Annotated in this window: 21 protein-coding genes and 1 pseudogene; 9 read left to right on the top strand and 13 right to left on the bottom strand. The window is 45.4% G+C overall.

What is annotated here, in order from left to right:
* Positions 1-2: 2 nt before the first annotated feature.
* The 9 genes and pseudogenes from BST99_RS01215 to BST99_RS01180 all read right to left on the bottom strand — a co-directional run bounded on the left by BST99_RS01215 (position 3) and on the right by BST99_RS01180 (position 9672).
* Positions 3-3023, bottom strand: coding sequence for a SusC/RagA family TonB-linked outer membrane protein (locus tag BST99_RS01215; protein ID WP_105000182.1), 3021 nt, complete (start codon positions 3021-3023; stop codon positions 3-5).
* Between the two features lie 250 nt (positions 3024-3273).
* Complete coding sequence (locus BST99_RS01210; RefSeq protein WP_181044121.1) at positions 3274-3711, bottom strand: helix-turn-helix transcriptional regulator; 438 nt, start codon at positions 3709-3711, stop codon at positions 3274-3276.
* 113 nt (positions 3712-3824) lie between these two features.
* Complete coding sequence (locus BST99_RS01205) at positions 3825-6074, bottom strand: two-component regulator propeller domain-containing protein (protein WP_105000180.1); 2250 nt, start codon at positions 6072-6074, stop codon at positions 3825-3827.
* Between the two features lie 48 nt (positions 6075-6122).
* A complete protein-coding gene (locus BST99_RS01200) occupies positions 6123-6398 on the bottom strand; it encodes an ATP-dependent Clp protease adaptor ClpS (protein ID WP_105000179.1) in 276 nt (91 codons plus the stop codon).
* A 15-nt stretch (positions 6399-6413) separates the two neighbouring features.
* Complete coding sequence (prmA, locus tag BST99_RS01195; RefSeq protein WP_105000178.1) at positions 6414-7259, bottom strand: 50S ribosomal protein L11 methyltransferase; 846 nt, start codon at positions 7257-7259, stop codon at positions 6414-6416.
* Positions 7260-8012 carry a triose-phosphate isomerase gene (gene tpiA, locus BST99_RS01190; protein WP_105000177.1) on the bottom strand — a complete coding sequence of 251 codons (753 nt, stop codon included), beginning with the start codon at positions 8010-8012 and terminating at the stop codon, positions 7260-7262. It lies immediately after the preceding gene.
* A 7-nt stretch (positions 8013-8019) separates the two neighbouring features.
* Positions 8020-8307, bottom strand: a complete 288-nt coding sequence (locus BST99_RS14835) for a hypothetical protein (RefSeq protein ID WP_317046087.1) — start codon at positions 8305-8307, stop codon at positions 8020-8022.
* Between the two features lie 35 nt (positions 8308-8342).
* Positions 8343-9134: a BT_3928 family protein gene (locus BST99_RS01185; protein WP_317046086.1), complete on the bottom strand. Its 792-nt coding sequence runs from the start codon at positions 9132-9134 to the stop codon at positions 8343-8345.
* Positions 9131-9672 (bottom strand): annotated as a pseudogene (locus BST99_RS01180) (DUF1599 domain-containing protein). Before BST99_RS01180 ends, BST99_RS01185 begins: the two are co-directional and overlap by 4 nt.
* Positions 9673-9765: 93 nt before the next feature.
* Between BST99_RS01180 and folP the strand changes: the two are divergent.
* The 4 genes from folP to BST99_RS01160 are packed head-to-tail and all read left to right on the top strand — an operon-like array spanning position 9766 to position 13084.
* Positions 9766-10596: a dihydropteroate synthase gene (gene folP / locus BST99_RS01175; protein WP_105000176.1), complete on the top strand. Its 831-nt coding sequence runs from the start codon at positions 9766-9768 to the stop codon at positions 10594-10596.
* Between the two features lie 19 nt (positions 10597-10615).
* Entirely contained in the window at positions 10616-11404 is a 789-nt protein-coding gene (cdaA, locus tag BST99_RS01170) for a diadenylate cyclase CdaA (RefSeq protein ID WP_105000175.1), read from the top strand.
* Between the two features lie 36 nt (positions 11405-11440).
* Positions 11441-12232: a DUF3667 domain-containing protein gene (locus tag BST99_RS01165; RefSeq protein ID WP_105000174.1), complete on the top strand. Its 792-nt coding sequence runs from the start codon at positions 11441-11443 to the stop codon at positions 12230-12232.
* A 6-nt stretch (positions 12233-12238) separates the two neighbouring features.
* A complete protein-coding gene (locus BST99_RS01160; RefSeq protein ID WP_105000173.1) occupies positions 12239-13084 on the top strand; it encodes a DUF3667 domain-containing protein in 846 nt (281 codons plus the stop codon).
* Here BST99_RS01160 and BST99_RS01155 read toward each other — a convergent pair.
* Together BST99_RS01155 and truA are read right to left on the bottom strand one after the other, a co-directional pair.
* The gene (locus BST99_RS01155) at positions 13061-14845 is read right to left on the bottom strand and encodes an ABC transporter ATP-binding protein (protein WP_105000172.1); all 1785 of its coding nucleotides are present in this window, start codon (positions 14843-14845) and stop codon (positions 13061-13063) included. The genes BST99_RS01160 and BST99_RS01155 overlap by 24 nt on opposite strands.
* A gap of 21 nt (positions 14846-14866) precedes the next feature.
* The gene (gene truA / locus BST99_RS01150; protein ID WP_105000171.1) at positions 14867-15613 is read right to left on the bottom strand and encodes a tRNA pseudouridine(38-40) synthase TruA; all 747 of its coding nucleotides are present in this window, start codon (positions 15611-15613) and stop codon (positions 14867-14869) included.
* A gap of 59 nt (positions 15614-15672) precedes the next feature.
* Between truA and BST99_RS01145 the strand changes: the two genes are divergently transcribed.
* Positions 15673-16191, top strand: coding sequence for a metallophosphoesterase family protein (locus BST99_RS01145; RefSeq protein WP_105000170.1), 519 nt, complete (start codon positions 15673-15675; stop codon positions 16189-16191).
* On the top strand, positions 16188-17183 hold the full coding sequence (locus BST99_RS01140; RefSeq protein WP_105000169.1) for an MBL fold metallo-hydrolase: 996 nt from the start codon (positions 16188-16190) through the stop codon (positions 17181-17183). Before BST99_RS01145 ends, BST99_RS01140 begins: the two co-directional genes overlap by 4 nt.
* Positions 17184-17242: 59 nt before the next feature.
* On the opposite strand, the gene BST99_RS01135 is transcribed toward BST99_RS01140, so the two are convergent.
* Positions 17243-17653, bottom strand: coding sequence for a DUF4293 family protein (locus tag BST99_RS01135; protein ID WP_105000168.1), 411 nt, complete (start codon positions 17651-17653; stop codon positions 17243-17245).
* A gap of 203 nt (positions 17654-17856) precedes the next feature.
* On the opposite strand from BST99_RS01135, the gene rho reads away from it, so the two are divergent.
* From rho to BST99_RS01120, 3 genes are read left to right on the top strand one after another with little or no spacing between them, the layout of a single operon-like run.
* The gene (gene rho / locus BST99_RS01130; RefSeq protein ID WP_105000167.1) at positions 17857-19467 is read left to right on the top strand and encodes a transcription termination factor Rho; all 1611 of its coding nucleotides are present in this window, start codon (positions 17857-17859) and stop codon (positions 19465-19467) included.
* A gap of 51 nt (positions 19468-19518) precedes the next feature.
* Positions 19519-20205: a hypothetical protein gene (locus BST99_RS01125; RefSeq protein WP_105000166.1), complete on the top strand. Its 687-nt coding sequence runs from the start codon at positions 19519-19521 to the stop codon at positions 20203-20205.
* A 3-nt stretch (positions 20206-20208) separates the two neighbouring features.
* Positions 20209-20901, top strand: a complete 693-nt coding sequence (locus BST99_RS01120) for a hypothetical protein (RefSeq protein ID WP_105000165.1) — start codon at positions 20209-20211, stop codon at positions 20899-20901.
* A 59-nt stretch (positions 20902-20960) separates the two neighbouring features.
* Here BST99_RS01120 and rpsT read toward each other — a convergent pair whose 3' ends face one another.
* A complete protein-coding gene (rpsT, locus tag BST99_RS01115) occupies positions 20961-21212 on the bottom strand; it encodes a 30S ribosomal protein S20 (protein ID WP_105000164.1) in 252 nt (83 codons plus the stop codon).
* Positions 21213-21220 lie beyond the last annotated feature (8 nt).

The following is a 21220-nucleotide window of genomic DNA, read 5'->3' as shown; positions in this document are numbered from 1 at the left end:
GCTTAGAATTTGAAGTTTACGCCTAAGAAATATGTTCTGGGGACCGGGTAGAACCCTTGGTCAATCCCTCCTCCAATTGGTGCTCCTGATGAGGCACTTGGATCGTATCCTTTGTACTCAGTGAAGGTGTACAAGTTGTTTACCGAGAGGTAAAAACGAAGTGAGTCAGCACCCATCTTCTCCATCCAGTCACTCGGCAGGGTATAACCCAGTTGAACATTCTGGATACGGACAAAAGAACCATCCTCTACAAAGAAGTCAGAGAATAAGGTGTTGGAAGTTGCTCCTGTGGTTACCCGTGGGAAAGTTGTACTTGTGCCTTCTCCTCTCCAACGGTTCAGCGTGTAAACAGAACGGTTTACCAAAGGCTGGTTACGCTCGTAGTTACGCACAATCTCATTCCCGATCGAAGCAAAAGCATAGGCTCCAAAATCCCAATTCTTATAGTTCACAGAAATATTCAGACCCATGGTAGCGTCCGGAATAGGATCCCCGATATAAGTACGGTCGTCCAGGTCAATGACCCCATCCCCGTTTTGATCTACAAAGCGAAGATCACCAGGAGCGGCGTTTGCCTGAGTGGCGTGAGCCGAAACTTCTCCGACATTCTGGAAAAGACCGTCTGTTTCAAGACCGTAGAAGTAGCCTAAAGGGAATCCATCCTCCATTCTTGATGGTGGTTCTTGTCCAACACCAAAGGCACCTCCGGGAATAAACCCAACACCATTGTTTACCGAAATCACCTCGTTATCGAGGAAGGTGACGTTGTAATTAATTCCAAAACTCAGGTCCTCATTGATGCTTTCATCGTATCCGAAAGCAAACTCAAAACCGCGATTCTCTACGGTACCGGCATTTACCACAGGAGATCCAGATCCAGGGGCAGAAGCTCCTAGAATTCCAGAAACCGGTGGACTAACCAAAAGGTTTTCGGTACGGCGGTTAAAGTAATCTGCAGTGATGTTTACGTGATCCTTAAAGAGTCGCATATCGACACCAACGTCGAGTGTCTTTTGCTCTTCCCATTGGATTTCAGGATTAGATATTAAACCAACAGCCTGTCCAAAGAGAAGTTGATCATCAAACACATAGGCACCTTCTCCAGATAAAACGGAACGGAAGGCATTCGCAGGAATTCTATCGTTACCGACAATACCGTAACTGCCTCTGAATTTCATGAAGGTAATGAAGTTGCTATCCCGCAAGAATTCCTCTTCAGAAACGACCCATCCCGCAGAACCGGAAGGGAACCATCCAAAGCGGTTTCTAGGACCGAAGGCGGTAGAACCGTCACGACGAATAACCGCTGATAATAGGTATTTGCCAGCGTAGTTGTATTGGACTCGAGCGAAATAGGACAGTAAGCGTGAATCGAATTCATCACCCCCGTTGATGAAGTTATCTACTACATCGGAAGCGTTTTCGATAAAGGCGTTTTTAAAGCTGTTATCCGGAATATCGAAACCCGTAAAGCCAGAGAATTTTCCTCTTGTTTTGAAAACAGACATACCCAAAGTCGCCTTGAGATCGTGATTTTCTCCCAATATAGTATCGTAGTTCAAGAAAGCATCAAAGGTGTAATCACGGAAGATGTTATCGCTTGTACTCACTACGTTTCGGTCAATATTGAATACCTTTCCTGAACCGTAGAATACTTCAGGTAAGAAGCTGCGTCCTTCTACTTCAGCGTAGTTGAACTGCAAACTAGTTACAGCGGTGATATTTGGAAGCACTTCATAATCCAAACCAAACTTTCCACTGATACGCTGAACGTCCGTATCGTTGAAAGTATTCGCGATTTGAGCAACAGGGTTAATAACCTCGTTCCCTAAACCTTCTGCCAAAGTGAAGTCTCCGTTAGCGTCGCGAACAGAAAAAGTTGGCGCATTATTCAGGGCGTTAAATAGAACAGATCCCAAAGAGTTTTCTGGCAAGGCACTACGTTCTGTACCTGTATAGAGTAGGTTCGCGGTAAGCTTTACTTTCTCAAAGAGGTCTAGGTTGTAGTTAATTCTGGTGGTCCAACGCTTGAAGTTGGCCTTATCACCACCGACGATACCATCTTGGGTCAAGAGAGAAGCACTTGCGGAGTAAGTGGATTTTTCACCACCTCCAGAAACAGAGATATCGTGATTGAAAATAGGAGCACGTTGGAAGACACGGTCTTGCCAATCGGTGCCCTGTCCTAAGTTTCCAACAACTGGAAAAGGATTGGGTTGCCCGCCAGCAGCATGCGCCTCGTTAACTATAAGAGCGTATTCCGTTGCATTGAGTAAAGGCAGTCTGCGGGAAGTTTCCTGAAATCCTCCATAGGCATTATAACTGAACTTAAGTCCAGTGTTGCGACGCCCCGTTTTGGTTGTAATGAGTACTACCCCGTTTGCCGCTCGCACACCATAAATACCTGCGGTGGCATCCTTGAGAACGTTGATACTTTCGATATCACCAGGGTTAATCACACTGAGGTCCTCAATGACGTTCCCATCAACCAAAATCAGCGGTCGGTTATCCCCATTGGTCGAGATACCCCGAATACGAATATTAGAAGCAGCTCCTGGTGAACCAGAACTGGAGGTGATTTGTACCCCGGCTACCTGTCCTTGTAGCGCTTGTTCAATTCTTTGGGGATTCAATTCTTCGATTGTTTCAGAACCTACAACAGAAACTGCCCCTGTAATCTCCTTTTTGGTTTGTGTACCATATCCAATTACAACAACCTCATCCAAAGAATTGAGGTCTTCTTGTAAGTAAACATTGTACACCGCAAGCTCACTAACAGTTACTTCCTGTGTTTTGAAACTAATATAGGAGAACACAAGTACGTCCCCTACATTCACGTCCGACAAGACAAAGTTGCCATCAAAATCGGTACTGGTACCCTTCGCTGTTCCTTTTACCACAACGTTCACTCCAGGGAGCGGTTCGTTTAGACCTGCGTCGTAAACCGTACCGCTAACTCTTTTCTGAGCGTAGATGGAACATGAAAAAACTGCGAGAACCAGTAACAGTAATTCTCTTTTCATTTGTTGAATTGTTTGGATTACAATATAAGCGGAAGTAGTGGCTTATTCCGGTTATAAAAACACAACAAAACTCGAAGACGGTAAGAATTTCCTTCATAAATCACCAAATACTCAAAAAAAACCCAGTGTAGTTGGGATATACGCAATAATCACCCTTCTATTAACTTGGGCTTAACCTTTTGCAAGAAAAAGAACTAATCAGGGTATTGTAGTGGCGATGTAGAGGTGTGTAAAGGTTGGAGTAGAGTTGCTAAACCTCAAGTATATAGTCGATAAGACTCTGTTTAGCCTGGATTCCCAGCTTTTTACGCAAACGGTATCGCTTCACTTCTACACTCTTAACGGAGATATTTAGTAATGGTGCGATTTCCTTAGAACTTAAATTAAGACGTAAATAGGCGCAGATTTTTAAGTCATTAGAGGTTAAATCTGGGTGCGTTTTTTTGATTTTCTTCAGAAAGTGTTGATCAGCCTGATTAAAGGCATTTTCGAAAAACTTCCAATCGTCCTCATTACTAAGACTCCTATTAATCTTCCTAATAATGGGCTTCACTTCATCCAGATCCGTCGACTGTAATTGCTTTTTTATTTCGTTAAGAAATTCATTCTTCTTGATCATACTCATTGTAGAAACCGCAAGCTCACGGTTTTTACTTTCCATTTCTTGCTGCAAACGCTCGTATTCCATTTGAGTAATTCTCTGCTGAGCTTCCCTACTCTCTTGTATCCGCTCCTCCTGTGCTTTTAAATCGAGCCTTTCTTGTTCCTTTTTATAGTAGGATCTGTAGATGTAATGTATTACTAAGAGGCTAATAGGAAGCCGAGAATATAAAGCACAACCGCCCACCATCGGGCATACCAAGGAGACTTTATGACCAAACCAATCTGGAGATCATTGGTATTGAAACTCATATTAATACGTGATCTGAACTCAACATTGTATTCGCCAATGGGTAATCCAGAAAGTCTGATGATAGGATCTGTGGTCCAATCAGACCATGCATCTACCTCTCCAGGAATTCTGTACTGGTAATATACCTCCTGATAAACGGGAATTTGGTTCACACCCATCTCCAATACAAGCTCCCCAGGCTCGTCTCCAAGATCAAATTCTAAATCCTGAATATTCAATACGCGGCTTTCCTGGGAAAATAGTTCTTGATGCGCGGATAAAAGACTTAGTTCATGAGGATTTTCGCCCAATTTGGTTATGTCCAGAATTAAAAAGCCTTCATTCCTACCGATCAAATAGGACTCTTCACCAATTCGACTTATACATTCAAAACCCGCTGTTCCCAAGGTTTGTCTTACCTCCGTACTAAGATCCAATTGCTGGCCCACGAATCGTCCATCAATTTTTTGTTGTGAAATAAGGAAAAGACCATTCTGACCAATACCCCAAAGTACGCCCCCAGCTTCATCAGGAATAAGAATCCCTTCCAGGCTGTCAGAATCAGAATGTAGCAGCCTCATTAAGGTGGTATCTCTGGTCCATTGTGAATTCGCCTGATCCCACACTTCTATCCCATTATTATGGCCGTAAATCGAGTAATCTCTAAATTGAATCAAAGCACTACTTTGCCCATAAGGTGTGTGCTGATTCAGTAAGTTTGCCTGAGTAAAATCTTCATTCAGTTTTACATTAAACAGACCCTTGTATTCATGGTTCACACATAAGGTGTTTTCACCTGTCCAAACAAAAAATCGAGAAGTGACACTAAACCCTGGTATCTGCCTTAAAAACTCCCAATTTCCAGTTTGACTACTGAGCACTCCTAACCCCTCATAGGTACCCAAGAGATGCAGATCCGGTCGATCAGGAACATCTTGAATAGTAAAAACACCTGTTCCTTTATTCAACCACACAAACTGATTGTTTTGGTAACGAAAAACACCGGAATTGTGCCCGCCTAACAAAACATCGCCCTCTTGTTTTAAGGTCCAAACCTGACCTGAACTGCCCGGTATTAATTCGAATCGACTTTCAGGCCCATCCACATACTTATATAAGCCCTGATTCGTCCCTAAGAAAAGTTGATCCTCTACTCGAGCTGCGGCATAGACGACACCGAGCTCTCCCAGTTCATCTCGGTACTCCCTAAAGGCTGATTGCTGAAACAAGAGACTAATTCCGTTGTCTAAACCCAACCAAAGTACGCCCTGTTGATCCTCAAAAATATTCAGCACAGTGTTGTTCAGCAAGCCCTTAGATCGGTCAATTTTAGAAAGGATTCTTCCCTCCTCATCCAAAACAATTACCCCCTTATTAATCGTACCAAGAATCCATTCTCGTTTCTTGGTATACAGGGCACTGTACACCTTAACTCCTCTTAAATTCTTTTCATCAATGGGCCGCCAGGAAGTCAGATTTTCATGCTCCCAAACAAAAAATTCTCCATCCTCATTAATCATTACAATCTCAGTCCCTACCACCGAAATTTGAACCACTACCTTGTCGGATATTCCTTGTCCGCCTGCGAATGGCCGGGTTTTACCTTCATATAATTCAACAATACCTTCATCTGCTATTTGAAAAAGAAGGCGGTCCTTAACTCGAAACAGCCGGGCTCTTTCAGAAGGTGCTTCAACATAATGAATAGTAGCAGTTTCCGAATTGTAGAAATAAAGCCTTTTTAAGGATTGAAAGATGAAGTAGTTGCCAAACTGGGTAATATTCCAGAACTCCTCGTCCTCGCCGAGCTCTTCACTCATTTGATTGACTAGAGAGGTGAATTGAAGCCTTCCACTATTTCCTTTATCCCAGTAACCAAAGTCACCGTAGCACCCCATATAAATTCGGTTACCGACAGCATGGAGTGCACGAACCTCAGAATGGTTGGGTGAAGGGTACAATCTCCAATTAAGGCCATCATACTCTAACATACCCGCATTATTCGCTGTATAAATTTTGCCGTTTTCAGTCTGAGCGATCGCCCAATTCTGATTTCGGGCTTGGTAGTCGGATGGACTAAAGTTTTTAATGGGGTAGGTGCCTTGCCCTAAGAGCAGGCTTTGAATAAAAACGAATAAGAAAAAGAGTCTGTACCTCATGCACATGGAAGAAAGCACCCGCCGTTAACTGAAAAATAGAAGTGCTCGTTACTGAATTTCGGCGCTCAAACCAGCGTCTAATAATGCTGAACAGCGAGGCTTCAAATCATCATACTCCCCCGTCTTCACAGTACACTTTCCGTTGTGATGAACGATGAGTGAGCACTGTTCCGCTTGTTCAGGGCTGTGGTCGCATACACGAATAAGGGTGGTGATTACATGCTCAAATGTGTTGACATCGTCATTGAACAGAATCAATTCGTTTTGCAAGCTTTCCTGCTCCTCCAAGAGGAGTTCTACCGAAACCTTTTCCTTAACAGCCATGCCGTTTGCTTTTCTCTAAAATACATATTTTGCTGCCACCCAATTGTCCCGGACTCGTTTTTTTTCGAGTCGGCCGCCTGCTGCTTCGCATTTCTCGCTGATCAAGGGCAGGTCTTCGGTATAGAAACCGCTGAGCAGAAGGGCCCCTCCTTCCTGGAGCGTATCGACATAGAGCGGAATATCCTGCAAAAGAATATTGCGATTAATATTGGCTAATACCCAGTTGAACTGAGCCGGCCACCGGTGCAGAATTTGCCCATCTCCTTGGTGTACCTCGATGTTTTCGCAGCCATTCTTCTCGGTGTTTTCGCGAGAATTCTCTTCTGACCAGGCATCAATATCAACCGCTTGTAGCTGAACGGCGCCCCTTTTTTCGGCCATAATGGCCAAGACACCGGTGCCACAGCCCATATCGAGTACCGAACTACCTTCTAACTCTGCTTCAAGTAAAAACTCCAACATCATGTAGGTGGTCTGGTGATGACCTGTCCCGAAGCTCATCTTAGGAGAGATGATCAGGTCATACTCCACCTCCTTATACGGATGAAAGTCTGCCCGAACCCGGCATCGGTCACCGACCTCAATCGGGTCGAATTGCTTCTCCCACTCCGCATTCCAGTTGATATCGGGTAACTCTTCTTTACGATAAGAAAGACTTACACCTTCCATCTGACGAATACGCAATTCACTCCACCAGTTTTCTGGCAATTCTTTGGGCTGCACATAAGCGCTTAATCCCGCCGGAGTTTCTTCAAAACTATCGAAACCGACTTCAACCAATTCGGCCAACAGGATATCCCGAAAGCCATCAAGCGGCTCTAAATCAAAATGAAAAACCCAATAGGGCTGAGAAGTTGTCATTTAACCTGCAGCTGCAATAATCGCGACGAAGTCATCTGCTTTTAGAGAAGCGCCTCCGATTAACCCTCCATCGACGTCGGGTTGAGAGAAGATTTCTTCCGCATTCGCCGGCTTTACACTTCCGCCATAGAGTATACGAACCGCATCAGCGACTCCAGCACCTACTTCTTTAGCCAACAACTGGCGAATGAAAGCATGCATCTCCTGCGCTTGCGCAGGACTGGCTGTTTCGCCTGTTCCAATAGCCCAAACAGGCTCATAGGCCAAAACCAGAGACTTCCATTGAGAAGCATCCAAATGGAAAAGGGCTTCGCGCAATTGTCGTTCTACGACTTCGAAATGACTTCCACTTTTTCGCTGACCTAACTCTTCTCCAAAACAAAAGATCACTTGCAGGTCCTTGGCCAGCGCCTGATCTACCTTCTCTTTAAGAAGTTCGTCTGATTCACCAAAATAAGATCGGCGTTCAGAGTGCCCAAGAATGACCGTACGAACACCAACAGACAACAACATATCGGCTGATACTTCACCGGTATAAGCTCCTGATTCGGCTTGGTGCATGTTCTGTGCCGCAACCCCAATAACAGAGTTCTGTAGCTGACGAACGGCCGCAGGCAGGTTGAGGAATGGAGGTGCAACAATAATTTCGGCACTCGTGTCTGGACGCTTTGCGGCAAGCTCTGTCAAGAGGGCTTCACTTTGTTCCAGTGTTTTATTCATTTTCCAGTTTCCTGCAACCAGGGGTGTTCTCATAGTGGTTCTATTGTAAATTGAGGTTCTCTTTTAAATCGTCCAAGTCATTGTGGTGCACCTTGTGGGTAATGGTTCCTCTATCGAGTACCATAACACCGGGATTGGCTCGGATCATGGTTTTTAAAGTGGTCTCGTCTGTGAAATAAAAATCAAAGGCGAGTTTGTACATCTTCTTCATTTCGGCAGCAACTTCCTTACTGGAAGCCGATAGCCCCACCACTTTGTAGTCTTTTAGAAAGGCATGCCCGGTCAGTTCAGAGAGGTCTTCAAAGACATCGGCATCGGTTTTCATCAAATCATAGGCAATGACAAAAATGACCTTTTCTTCACCTAAGAAGTAGGCCGCATAATCGGTCCCTTCCTTTTCAATTGAAAATCGTGAATGGGAGGCGTGTAGCCTTCCTGCACTTGGGTGGTTTCAACGTCTCCCGTCCATTCCCCTCCCTCAACGGTGGGGAAGTCACCGGCGGTAACTACCACTTGTTCAGCGTCTCCTACTTTAAACTTCCAAGCGTATTCGTAAATGGGCTTGGGTGCATCTTCCGGAACCAGCATTCCAGCCAAAATATTATTGCCCACCTTGTACGGACGAAAATCCTTCATCGGTAAATGGTTGAGTACACGATTGGCAATGAGCAAACAGACGACAAAGGCCATACCCGTCACATAAAGTCGAAACTTCAGGGTGGAGTAAGGTTGAATGTACTTACGGCCAATGACCATAATCACGATCAGGATCAGTAGAATGACATCTTTTATGAAAGATTCCCAAGGCGTAAGCTTGATCGCATCTCCGAAGCATCCACAGTCTGTCACCTTACCGGTATAAGCAGAATAAAAGGTCAGAAAAGTAAAAAAGAGGATCATGCCCAACAGGCTAAAGAGCGTAATCTTGGGCTTTAAGCCTACTAGCAACATAACTCCCAAAACGATTTCAATGGTGACCAGAAATAAAGCCAGCCCCAGGGAAACTGGCTCCAGAAAGGGTAAATTCAAAACGGCCTGACTGAAGTATTCCTCCAGTTTGAAGGAAAACCCAATCGGATCGTTGAGTTTGATGAGCCCACTTATAATAAAAAGCAGACCCACTAGAATTCGGGAGGTAGTGACTAGTGGTTTCAATTTGTTGATTTTATATGGATTAACGCAAACAAGGCGTAATTTATGATATCGGCGTAATTCGCGTCGATGCCTTCGCTGACCAAAGTCTTGCCAGCGTTGTCTTCAATCTGCTTGACTCGCAGCAATTTTTGAAGGATTAAGTCGGTCAAAGAAGACACCCGCATAGATCGCCAAGCCTCTCCATAATCGTGGTTTTTCTTCAGCATCAACTGCCGGGTTTCTTCCGCCTTTTTATCGTAAAAGTCCAAGGCCGTCTGCGCGTCCAAATCGGGTTCCTCGACCACCCCAAGCTCCATCTGAATGAGGGCCATGATGCAGTAGTTGACGATTCCGATGAATTCAGGTTCTTCTCCTTCATCTACCTTGCGCTCCTCGAGTTCTTGCAAGCCTCGAATGCGCTGCGCTTTAATGAAAATTTGATCCGTCAGGAAGGTAGGCGGAGTATACGCCAGGCAGTACCATAGTCGCGGCTCTTTTTCATAAACAGTTCCCGGCACTTTTCAAAGACACCGTTGTACTGTTCCAAAGTTTGATTCATCACCTGTTGCTCTTCCCCCATAAGTTCCACGAAAAATATGCACTTTTGCCAAGAATCCAAAGATAAAAAAACCACTCAAAGCAAGCCCCTTTCATGCAAATAAACTGCCGAGGACAATTGGTCGATCTTTCTGAACCTCAAGTCATGGGAATATTGAATCGCACGCCAGACTCTTTTTATGCCTCCAGTCGCTCCAATGCCTTGAGCGAACTCTTGACACAAGCCGAAAAAATGGTAAAAGAAGATGCTCTGTTTTTGGACATTGGTGGCTACAGTTCCAGGCCTGGTGCCGACCATGTTTCTGAAGAAGAAGAAATCCAGCGCGTTATACCCGCCATCAAGGCCCTTCGCAAAGCTTTTCCAAAGACCTTTTTATCGATCGATACCTTTCGATCCGCAGTCGCTGAAGCAGCTGTGCAGGCAGGGGCCGATTTAATCAACGATATCTCCGGCGGGCAGCAAGATCCCAGGATATGGGAAGTGGTGCAAAAGCAGCAAGTCCCCTACGTGGCCATGCATATGCGTGGCACCCCGCAAAACATGCAGCAACAGACCCAATACGAAGATCTTTTCAAGGAGATTGCCCTTTACTTTTCGCAACTCAAGACCAAAGCAGCTTCTCTGGGGATTAATGATTTGATCCTGGATCCGGGCTTTGGTTTTGCCAAAACCAGAGAGCAGAATTTTGAACTCCTCAACCAATTGGAACTTTTTAGGAGTTTAGGGCTACCCCTGCTCATTGGCCTGAGTCGCAAATCAATGATTTACAAAACCTTAGATACGACTGCCGAACACGCCCTGAACGGCACCACTGCTCTTCATACGGTGGCCTTACTCAAAGGCGCGTCCATTTTGCGAACCCACGATGTGGCCGAAGCCCGCGAATGCGTGCGCCTGGTGCAGGAACTGGGGCAATTTTCCTAATTTTACAAAAACCGCTTCCTTGGAGTACCTGAATTTCCTCGAATTTAAGATTACCGATTTCATCGACATACTCCTGGTCGCCCTCCTTCTCTATTACGTATACAAGCTCCTACGCGGTACCGTAGCCATCAATATTTTTATTGGGCTGGTCATCGTCTGGACCTTCTGGAACTTGACCAAATTACTGGGCATGAAAATGATCAGTAGTGTTGTTGGTGGCTTTATGCAAGTGGGTTTTATCGTACTCGTAGTGGTTTTTCAGCAGGAAATCCGAAAGTTCCTCGTCATGATCGGTTCCGCTAACTTTCCGAACAAGCAGAATTTTAGTCGCTATTTCCGGTTCCTTCGACAGCAAACCGAGATTCCGACCAAAACGGACGTCGACGCGGTGCTGCGCGCTTGCGAAAAAATGAGCTCCAACAAGACCGGGGCCCTCATTGTTATGGAACGGACCAACAGTCTCGATTTTATCAAGTCGACGGGAGATAAGATGAGTATCGAAATCACCCAGCCTATTCTCGAAAGTATCTTTTACAAAAACAGTCCCTTGCACGATGGGGCAGCCATTGTCCAGGGCAATAAAATCACAGCCACCCGGGTTATTTTGCCGGTGTCCAACGAAAGGAATATTCCACTGCGCTACGGTCTTCGCCACCGCGCGGCCATCGGAATAACCGAAAGTACCGACGCCCTTTGTCTGGTCGTGAGTGAAGAAACAGGGCAAATCTCTTACATCAAAGACCGGGCATTTGTGCCTTTCAAAACTTTGGACGAACTTTCCGAAAAAGTGAAAAAAGATTTAGGCTAACCCCCTGATAGTCTGCACCTACTAAACACCAACCCGATGAACTGCAAGAACTGCAATTTCTCGCTGCGAACCGACTACAGCTTTTGCCCAAATTGTGGCGCCAAAGTAATCCACGGAAGGATCACCTTTAAAGGACTGGTTCACGACTTTGTCGAGCGCTATTTCAATGTCGACAACACCTTTATTCGGACGATTACCCACATGCTGATCAAGCCCGAAGTCGTTATTTTGGGCTACCTCAATGGAATACGCCGGAAGTACTTAAACCCGGCCAGCCTTCTGGCCATTGCCTTAACCCTATCCGGGCTTACCTTGTTTGTGATGAAATCCTACGCCTGGGAAATGATTGATTTTGAGCTCATCAACGGCAACGGCAGCGCAGAAGCCAACCGAAAGATGTCGGCAGCCAATATGGAATACAGCACCTTCATCTTTTTGGGTTATATCCCGATTTTGGCCTTGTCTGGATTAATCGCTCTAAACGTGAAACGCTTGAGTTATGTCGAAAACATCCTCGCGGCCATTTATATTCTGGCTAATTACAGCATTTTCATGTTCCCTGTTAGCTTGGTTGCTCTTTTTGCCATCCCAAAATATTACTTGCTCATAGCTACTCTTGGGCTTCTAACCATGGCAACCTACAGTGTGTATGTCTATTGGCGACTGAATACCGAAACCGGAATCGGAACACGACTCGTACAGGCTATGGCTTTTTTAATGCTCTATGTGATGGGCTTTTTTGGGTTGTCCATTGTCACTTTTATCATCAATCTGCTCCTGGGGGTAATTGAAATCAATGACTTCTTACCGCCTGGCGCTCTCGATTAAACTGCTATGAACTGTAAAAACTGCAACAAAGCTCTGCGCACGGACTATCTGTTTTGCCCCAGTTGCGGAGCCAAGATCATTCGTAGACGACTGACGATTAGTCATTTATTGGAAGACTTTAAGGACCGCTTCCTGAATATTGACAATACCCTATTAAGGACTCTTCGCCATATGACTACGAAGCCCGAGGTGGTCATATTGGATTATATCAACGGGGTTCGAGGGAAGTACCTGAATCCGGTCTCGTACATCACCCTGACCTTGGCCTTTGTAGTTGCCAATTACTACGTTCAAGCAACCTTCTTTCCAGATATCTTAACAGTAAGCGATATGATGAATCTGGATTCCAGTAAGAATCCAGCTTTCGATCAAATGATGGCGGAAAATATGGAGAATTTTCTCCAATTTACCATTGACAATATATACCTACTCACCTTTGCAACCATCCCTTTTTTGGCCTTAACCAGTAAAGTGATTTTCTGGAAGATGAAGGACCTAAACTACAGCGAGCATATTGTTCTGAACACCTATGCCTATTCTCATGCTTATATCCTAACAACCTTAATGAGTCTTGCCAGTCTATGGAACAAAGAAGTATTTTATTGGTCTTCGGTAATGGCTTCTCTCCTTATGATTCTGTACTACGCCTTTACAATGAAGCGAGTCTTTGACCTGAGTTTTGTCGGGATTCTGGCCAGGACTATGCTGTTCTTCGCCTTTGGGGCCGTTCTCTATGTGGCCTTGATATTAATAATGATAATGATCATCTTTTTAAACCCAGAACTACGCGAGAGCTTTATCCCCAAAGAAAGCGCCTTCTTATTGGATCTACCCCAGTACTTCCTCGTCTAGGAATTGAGCTTCGTACAGGTCGCGGTAGTAACCGCCTTTTTCGAGCAGCTCTTTGTGGGTGCCTGTTTCTACAATCTGGCCGGCATCCATAACCAGAATGCGATCTGCCTTTTTGATGGTGGCCAGGCGGTGAGCAATGATAATACTGCTGCGCCCTTCGGTAATCTTATCGGTCGCCTTCTGTATGAGTTGCTCCGTATAGGTATCGACCGAAGAAGTGGCCTCGTCCAGAATCAGGATGGAGGGCTTACTGACATAGGCCCGCAAAAAGGCAATCAATTGACGCTGCCCTCCAGAAAGCATAGAACCTCTTTCCTTTACATTGTACCCGTAAGCACCTGGCAGGCTCGAAATAAACTCATGCACCCCAATCTGCTTGGCAGCATCCTCAATATCCGAGAGCTTGATATCAGGGTGCCCTAAAGAAATATTCTGCTCGATGGTATCGGCGAATAAAAAGACATCTTGAAGGACAATAGCAATGTGCTTACGCAGGGCCGATAATTCGAATTCCCGGACATCGGTTCCGTCAATGCGAATGTTTCCACTGCTGATATCGTAGAATCGATTCAGTAAGTTGATGATGGTTGACTTACCCGCTCCAGTAGCCCCTACAATGGCCAGGGTCTCCCCTGCTTTGACATCGAAGCTCACCCCGTGCAGCACTTCTTCTTCGGGAATGTAACCGAAGTGTACGTTCTCAAAACTAATTTCTCCTCGAACGGATTCCTTATACAGGGTTCCGGTATTGGGAATATGACTGTCGGTATCAAGCACCTCAAAAACACGTCTGGCAGCCACCATTCCCATTTGCAGGGTGTTGAATTTATCCGCGATATGACGCAAGGGTCTAAAGAGCAATCCAGTCAATAAAACAAAGGCGAAGATGACCCCAAACTGTGACTCCGGAATGCTCAAGTCCCGGCCAATTATTTTGAATCCGGCGTATCCTATGACCAAAGCCAAGGCTACCGAAGAGATCATTTCGGCCAAAGCGAAGAAAATGGAGTTGTACCAAATCGTCTTCAACCAGCCGGCCTTATGCTTTTCGTTAATCGCTTCGAACTGTTGCTTCTCCATTTCTTCTCGGGTAAACAACTGTACTATTTTCATCCCGGCCAGACGCTCCTGCACAAAACCATTGAGGAGGGCCACCTGGGTTCGCACTTCGGTAAAGGCCACTTTCATGGAACGCTGAAACCAACGGGTCAAAAGCAGAATAACAGGCATCAAAATAAACACGATAAGAGCGAGTTCCCAATCCATAACCAGCATAACCACCGCAACGACGACCATTTTCAGGACATCGGCGATTATCACAAAGAAACCCTGACTGAAAATTTCACCAATCTTCTGCATATCAGAAACGGCTCTTGTCACCAAGACACCTATGGAAGAGTTATCGTAATAGGTCATTTTAAATCCGATCATCTGTCGGAACAGCTTGATGCGGATATCGCGAATAACCGATTCACCGAGCCAGTTGGCGTAGTAGGTAAAAAGTAGCTGGCAGACCACTTCGGCCACCAAGACCACGGTCATCCAAATCACCAAAGTCAACAGGCGGTCTGGATCCTTACTGGTAATTCCGGAATCGACCACTTCTTGAACTAAAACCGGAGTGAGCACCGCAAAGGCCGAAAGTAGAACGGCCGCTAGAGCCACGCCGTAAAAGACAAGACGGTAGGGTTTGGTGTAGTGAATCACCCTTTTGAGCAGCTGGTAATCAAAGGTTTTTCCTTGTTCTTTCTCTTTACTCATAACCAATTTGGATGGATATCCCTATCTCAGTTGATCGGAATAGGGGTAGCGAATCGATACCAAAGATAACCCTTTTGCAGGCACCGATACCCCTGCCTGAGAACGGTCTTTGGCCTCCAAAATCTCCAGCACACTTTCAGGACTTTTCTTGTGAAACCCGACTTCGAGTAAGGTACCCACTACTGCCCTAACCATATTGCGCAAGAAGCGATCGGCTTCAATAGAAAAGACCAGAATATCCCCCTCTCTTTTCCACTCGGCCTGACGCAGGTCGCAGATATAGGTTTTTACGTCGGTCTTGCTTTTCGAAAAACACTGAAAATCCCGCTGACCCAAAAGCAGAGAAGCTGCCTTATTCATGGCTTCCACATCCAATGGCAAATGGACTCTATGCGCCCACTCTGATTCAAAAGGATCTTTCTTTTGGACGATGCGGTAACGGTAAGCCCTAGCCGTGGCATCAAAACGGGCATGGGCTTCATCGTGAAGTTTCCAAATACTCTTAACGACAATGTCTTCCGGTAAAAATCGATTCAAGCGATGCACCAGGTCTTGACAGTCCAGTTCCTCGGCAGCATCAAAATGAGCGTACATCTGATGCGCATGAACCCCAGCATCCGTTCGACCAGCACCGGTGATCTCTGTCGTTTCACCCAGGAGCAAGGTCAAGGCTTCTTCCAACCTTTCCTGCACACTTGCGGCGTCCGGTTGTTTTTGCCAGCCGTGGTAGGCCGTTCCCTTAAAGGCACATTCTAAGAAATATCGCAAGGCTTGCTGTATTTTTACCCTGTAAAGATATTCCTCTCTGTTTATCCATTCAAAATCCCATGAAGCGAATCTTTCTTCTTTCAGATACCCACGGCTACCTGGACCAACGAATTCTCCATTATGCTGAACAGGCCGATGAGATCTGGCATGCGGGAGACATGGGCAAACTCGAAGTATGCGATCAGCTCAACGCCATCGCTCCTTTACGAGGAGTCTATGGGAATATTGACGGTCATCGGGTTCGACAGGAATACCCCGAAGAATTGTACTTTGAGTGCGAAGGATGCCGCATTTATATGATCCATATTGGTGGATATCCTGGGAGATATACCCCAAAAGCCAAAGCCTTTTTGGACCGCAAGCCCGTTGATCTGTTCATCTCTGGCCATTCCCATATCCTGAAGGTGGTGCAGGACCCCAAACGTCAGCTTTTGCATATGAATCCAGGTGCCTGCGGACAACATGGGTTTCATCAGACGCGAACAGCGCTGCAATTTGTGGTCGACGGCAAAGAGTTCAAAGACCTGCAGGTCATCGAATTTGGTAAAAGAGGAAAAATAAAATCAGAGGAATCATGAGAAATGGTGCATTTTTAAAAATACCGGGGCTTCTTGTAGCGCTAGTTTTAGGATTGAGCTGTTCGGGCAAACAATCCGAAAATCCATCCACTCCGGCCGAACAAACTAAAGCTTCAACGCAAGTGATTCTCCAGGTACTGGGAACCGCCCAAGATGCCGGAAGCCCCCAGATGAACTGCCAAAAGGACTGCTGTAAACCCTTGTGGGGTCACCCCGAACTCCACACTCCCGTTGTTAGTCTTGGAATCACTGATCATCTTCTGAAAAAGCAATACCTATTTGAAGCGACCCCCGATATCCGCCAGCAATGGCAAGATTTATCCGAAGAGCTCGAACCGGCTTTATCTCAACCCAGCGGGGTCTTTTTGACCCATGCCCACATGGGACACTATATCGGACTGGTTCACCTGGGTCGGGAAGCAATGGGCGCAAAAGAAGTACCGGTTTATGGCTTGCCCCGAATGACCTCCTTTATCGAATCCCAAGGGCCTTGGAACCAATTGGTGCACCTGAATAATATCCAACTCCATACCCTGGCTGCGGATAGCACTCAACATCTGAGTAATCGCCTTGCTGTTGTTCCTGTAAAGGTCCCCCACCGGGACGAATATTCTGAGACCGCTGCCTACCTTATTGAAGGGCCTTCTAAAACTGCCCTTTTTGTACCAGACATTGATAAATGGAAGCTCTGGGAGCGCGATCTCAATACGGTTTTGACCCAAGTCGATTACGCCTTTATCGACGCCACCTTTTTTGATACGGATGAACTCCCTGGTCGCAATATGGACGAGATTCCGCACCCCTTTGTTCTGGAAACTCTTGCAAAAGTAGAATCCTTGCCACTGGAGGAAAGAATAAAGATTTATCTGATCCATTTTAACCACACCAACCCACTGCTCCATGCGGATCGGCCCGAAAACGAAGACCGGGTCAGGCAAGTCGAGAGGGCCGGTTTAAACATCGCCCGAGTAGGTCAACGCTTCTCTTTGTAAAACAAAAAAACCCGGGAAGATCCCGGGTTTCACGCACTAATACTACTAAGATGTAAGGTTTATCGCAATCGATCCACAGATTTTACGAGATCTTCATCCTTTTTGATGTTCCTGTTAGCCAGGACCAGTAAAACGATAGAAAAAATCGGAATCAACATCCCAATACCCTTCTCTGAGACGACAGTCTCTCCGGATAAGTTTAGGGACCGGAAAACGAAAAATCCTAGTAAAAAAAGATTCAATATCATAAGCAGTCTGTTCAGCACAAACTGGTTCTGTCTTTTCTTGTACAGGAAGATACAAATTAAAGCACCAAGGGCGGTTAATCCAAAGCCAATAAGCACTTCTAGTCGATCAGTGGCCAAAATCCAATCCGCAGAGTTCTCTTTGTAAAGAGGCACCCAGGAACCCAAAGCAGCATTCAAGATCGCTGCCAAAGCTAGGTAAAGGGTTTGTATTCTCTGCCACATAATATTCTCCTGTGTTAAAGGAGCGTAAAAATAGAACCTCTTTTGGGAAAACAAGCATTCCTCTTGAAAAATAATTTGTATACTTGTGTCGTTATTGATTTAATACTTACCCTAGGCAATCTTCTTTGCCTTCCACTATTCCAAATTTTTTAATGTTGCTCCACGTATTCTAGAGCACGTATTATTCACTTTTTTCTTCTTACATGTTTGAGATTTCAGATCTAAAAGCCAAAAAATTACCTGAGCTACAGGAGATCGCTAAAGAATTAAACGTACCGAAATTCAGTTCACTTAAAAAGCTGGATTTGGTCTATCAAATCCTGGATTTTCAGGCTTCTAACCCACAAGCCCTCAAAAAAGAAACTCCAGTCAAAGACAACACTTCTAGCGGTGAGGACACCGCGAAAACCCGCAAGCCCCGCAGCCGAAAGCCCGCTAATAAGGAGGAGGCCAAAAGCGGGGAGGCCAGCGAGGACAAAAGACAAAGTCGCGAGAAAGAGCAGTCCAAAGGAGACGAGAAAACCGACTCCAAAAACGGGAAGGATGGCCAGAAAAAGGACAACTACCGCCAAAACGGACAACAGCAAAAACAGCAGCGCGGCCGCACCAACAACAATAATAACAACAACCGTCAAGACAAGAAGAACAGCAACTTCGATAAAGACTTGAAAAACAGGTACAAAGAACCTGAATTTGAGTTTGACAGCATCATTACCAGCGAAGGGGTTTTGGACATTATGTCGGATGGTTATGGATTCCTGAGATCATCGGATTACAATTACCTCTCGTCTCCAGATGATATCTATGTTTCTCAATCCCAGATTCGTCTATTCGGTTTGAAAACAGGAGATACGGTGCTCGGGAGTATTCGTCCTCCAAAGGAAGGAGAAAAGTATTTCCCTTTAATCAAGGTGAATAAAATCAACGGCCTGGATCCTCAGGTGGTTCGTGACCGTGTATCTTTTGAACACCTGACACCACTCTTTCCAAAAGAAAAATTCGACTTGGCCGAGAAGCAAAGCACGCTGTCTACTCGCATCATGGACTTGTTCGCACCGATTGGTAAAGGGCAAAGGGGAATGATAGTTTCTCAGCCCAAGACCGGTAAGACCATGCTCCTAAAAGATATTGCCAATGCTATTGCAGCCAACCACCCAGAGGTGTACCAAATCATTCTTTTGATTGATGAGCGCCCTGAGGAGGTAACCGATATGCAGCGCAATGTTCGCGGTGAAGTAGTGGCTTCTACTTTTGACAAAGAAGCGACCGAGCACGTGCGTGTTGCGAACATTGTTATCGAGAAGGCGAAGCGTCTGGTTGAATGTGGACACGATGTAGTCATCTTGTTGGATTCGATTACACGTCTTGCTCGTGCCTACAATACCGTACAGCCTGCCTCTGGTAAAGTACTGAGTGGTGGTGTTGACGCTAACGCATTGCACAAGCCCAAGCGATTCTTTGGAGCCGCACGTAATATTGAAAATGGTGGATCACTGACCATTATCGCTACAGCTCTTACCGAGACCGGATCCAAAATGGACGAGGTGATTTTTGAAGAATTTAAGGGTACCGGTAACATGGAACTTCAGTTAGATCGCCGTATCGCGAACCGCAGAATCTTCCCGGCTATCGATCTTATTTCGTCTTCCACACGACGTGATGACCTGCTCTTGGACGAAAGCGCAATCCAACGCATGTGGATTATGCGCAAATACCTAGCCGATATGAATCCTGTGGAGGCCATGGAATTCATGGAGCAGCGAATGAAACAAACCCGTAACAATGAAGAGTTTTTAATGACAATGAACGAATAACTTTATCTTTAGCTAAGGTTTCCCCGCCGTTGAACATTAAAAACCATTAACATGAAACATTTACAAACGCCATTTTTGGCGCTTTGCGGCAGCGTATGTCTATTTCTGAGCTCTTGCAATACGCAAGGTAAAAATGAAAATGCCCCGGCCGAAAATGCGGCCAAAGAAGCAACTGTGCAACCTCCAAAAGACTTGATTAGTCTAAAAGAAGCCAAAAGGCTCTACGATGGCTACTCTATAAATCGAGTTCCTATTATTGAGGCCTATGAAGCTAAACGAGATCCTCAGGAATTTGTCGTAGCTCGTTATGCCGCCTTTGATTTTGAGACAATCAGGCAGTACGTCAGCTATGTTGAGCAAGAAGCCAATAAGGCCGGTGTAGAAGTAGAAAGCCTTCGCTTTTACTTCGGAAACAACCCCAATAGTCCAACCTACCCGAATGGACGTCAGGTGGTTCATCCCCGTCAAAATGGAATTTTTATTCTTCCCACTCTTGTGAATGCGGAAAGAGATCAGGAATTTGGATTTTACATCGGATCGGATGGCAAAGCTCAGCTAATCAGAGACTGGAGCGCTAACCTAAAAGGTCAAGCGGATTTGGGTAGCAAGTCCAATCCTAGAACTGCCGAAGCTAGTTTAGTTCCTATCAGCCTATTGCCTTCACCAATTTATCAAGGAGATGGTAGTTTGATTCTGAATTACAGCCAAGGAGGGCCTCCACCACCAGATGATTTTTAGGCCATGTGGCGCATAATCGAAGACATTTTTATAAAATTTCCAATTTTACCCCTATACGCCCTCACTTGGGTGGTAGGGGTTATTAATTTTAAAAAGTACTTCGATACCGCTATTCGCCACCTTCCACTCTTTATTGGATACACCTTTTTGAATGAACTTTTGGGGTTTCTGGTCAAAAACTATTCCGAGTTTACCTTTTACACGGATCCCCGTTACGATTGGCACAACATCATTATTTACAATATCTATGGGGTATTGACCCTCTTGTATTTTGCCTGGGTGTACCTCAAACTGATCAAGAGAAGAAGACTGCAACTAGTGATCAAAGGTGGAGTCATCCTTTATTTTATCAGTTACTTCATTTGTCTCATCTATCTCGACCCTGCTCACGATGTATTCCTCGCGCCGGCTATGATTGAAGGATTCTTGATTGCTACAGCGGCCTTTTTTCACATCTGGGAACTCAAACAAAAACGAGGCAGCACGCCTGCCTACTACAACCTGATGTTTTGGATAGATCGCGGATTGATCGCTTTTTATCTCCCCTTCCCTATGCTCTACTTCCTGATGTGCAACTACTACCGCAACGTTTTTCAACCCTATGGTTTGGGCACCGTATTTGAGTTATCAATCGCGGCCATGTACATCATTTTTATCATTGGCTTTATTCGTGCATCAAGACCAGCATTTCGCTAAAATCTGGCCACAAAAAAAGCCCTCCAATCGGAGAGCTTCTTATTCTTTAAAACAGCTGATTACATCTGAGCCACATGGATCATCAACTTGCTCTTCAAGTTAGATGCCTTGTTGTTGTGAATCACATTGCGCTTAGCCAGCTTATCGATCATAGACAAAACGCCAGGAAGCATTTCTTCAGCCGCTTTCTTGTCTTCCTCAGTGCGCAATTTCTTGATTGCATTACGAGTAGTTTTGTGCTGATAACGGTTACGCAGACGTACGCTTTCGTTTCTTCTGATTCGCTTTAAAGCAGATTTGTGATTTGCCATTTTTATTT

This window comes from Aureicoccus marinus, from assembly GCF_002954325.1.
Lineage (GTDB): Bacteria > Bacteroidota > Bacteroidia > Flavobacteriales > Flavobacteriaceae > Aureicoccus > Aureicoccus marinus.
This window is presented reverse-complemented; position numbering and strand designations above follow the sequence as displayed.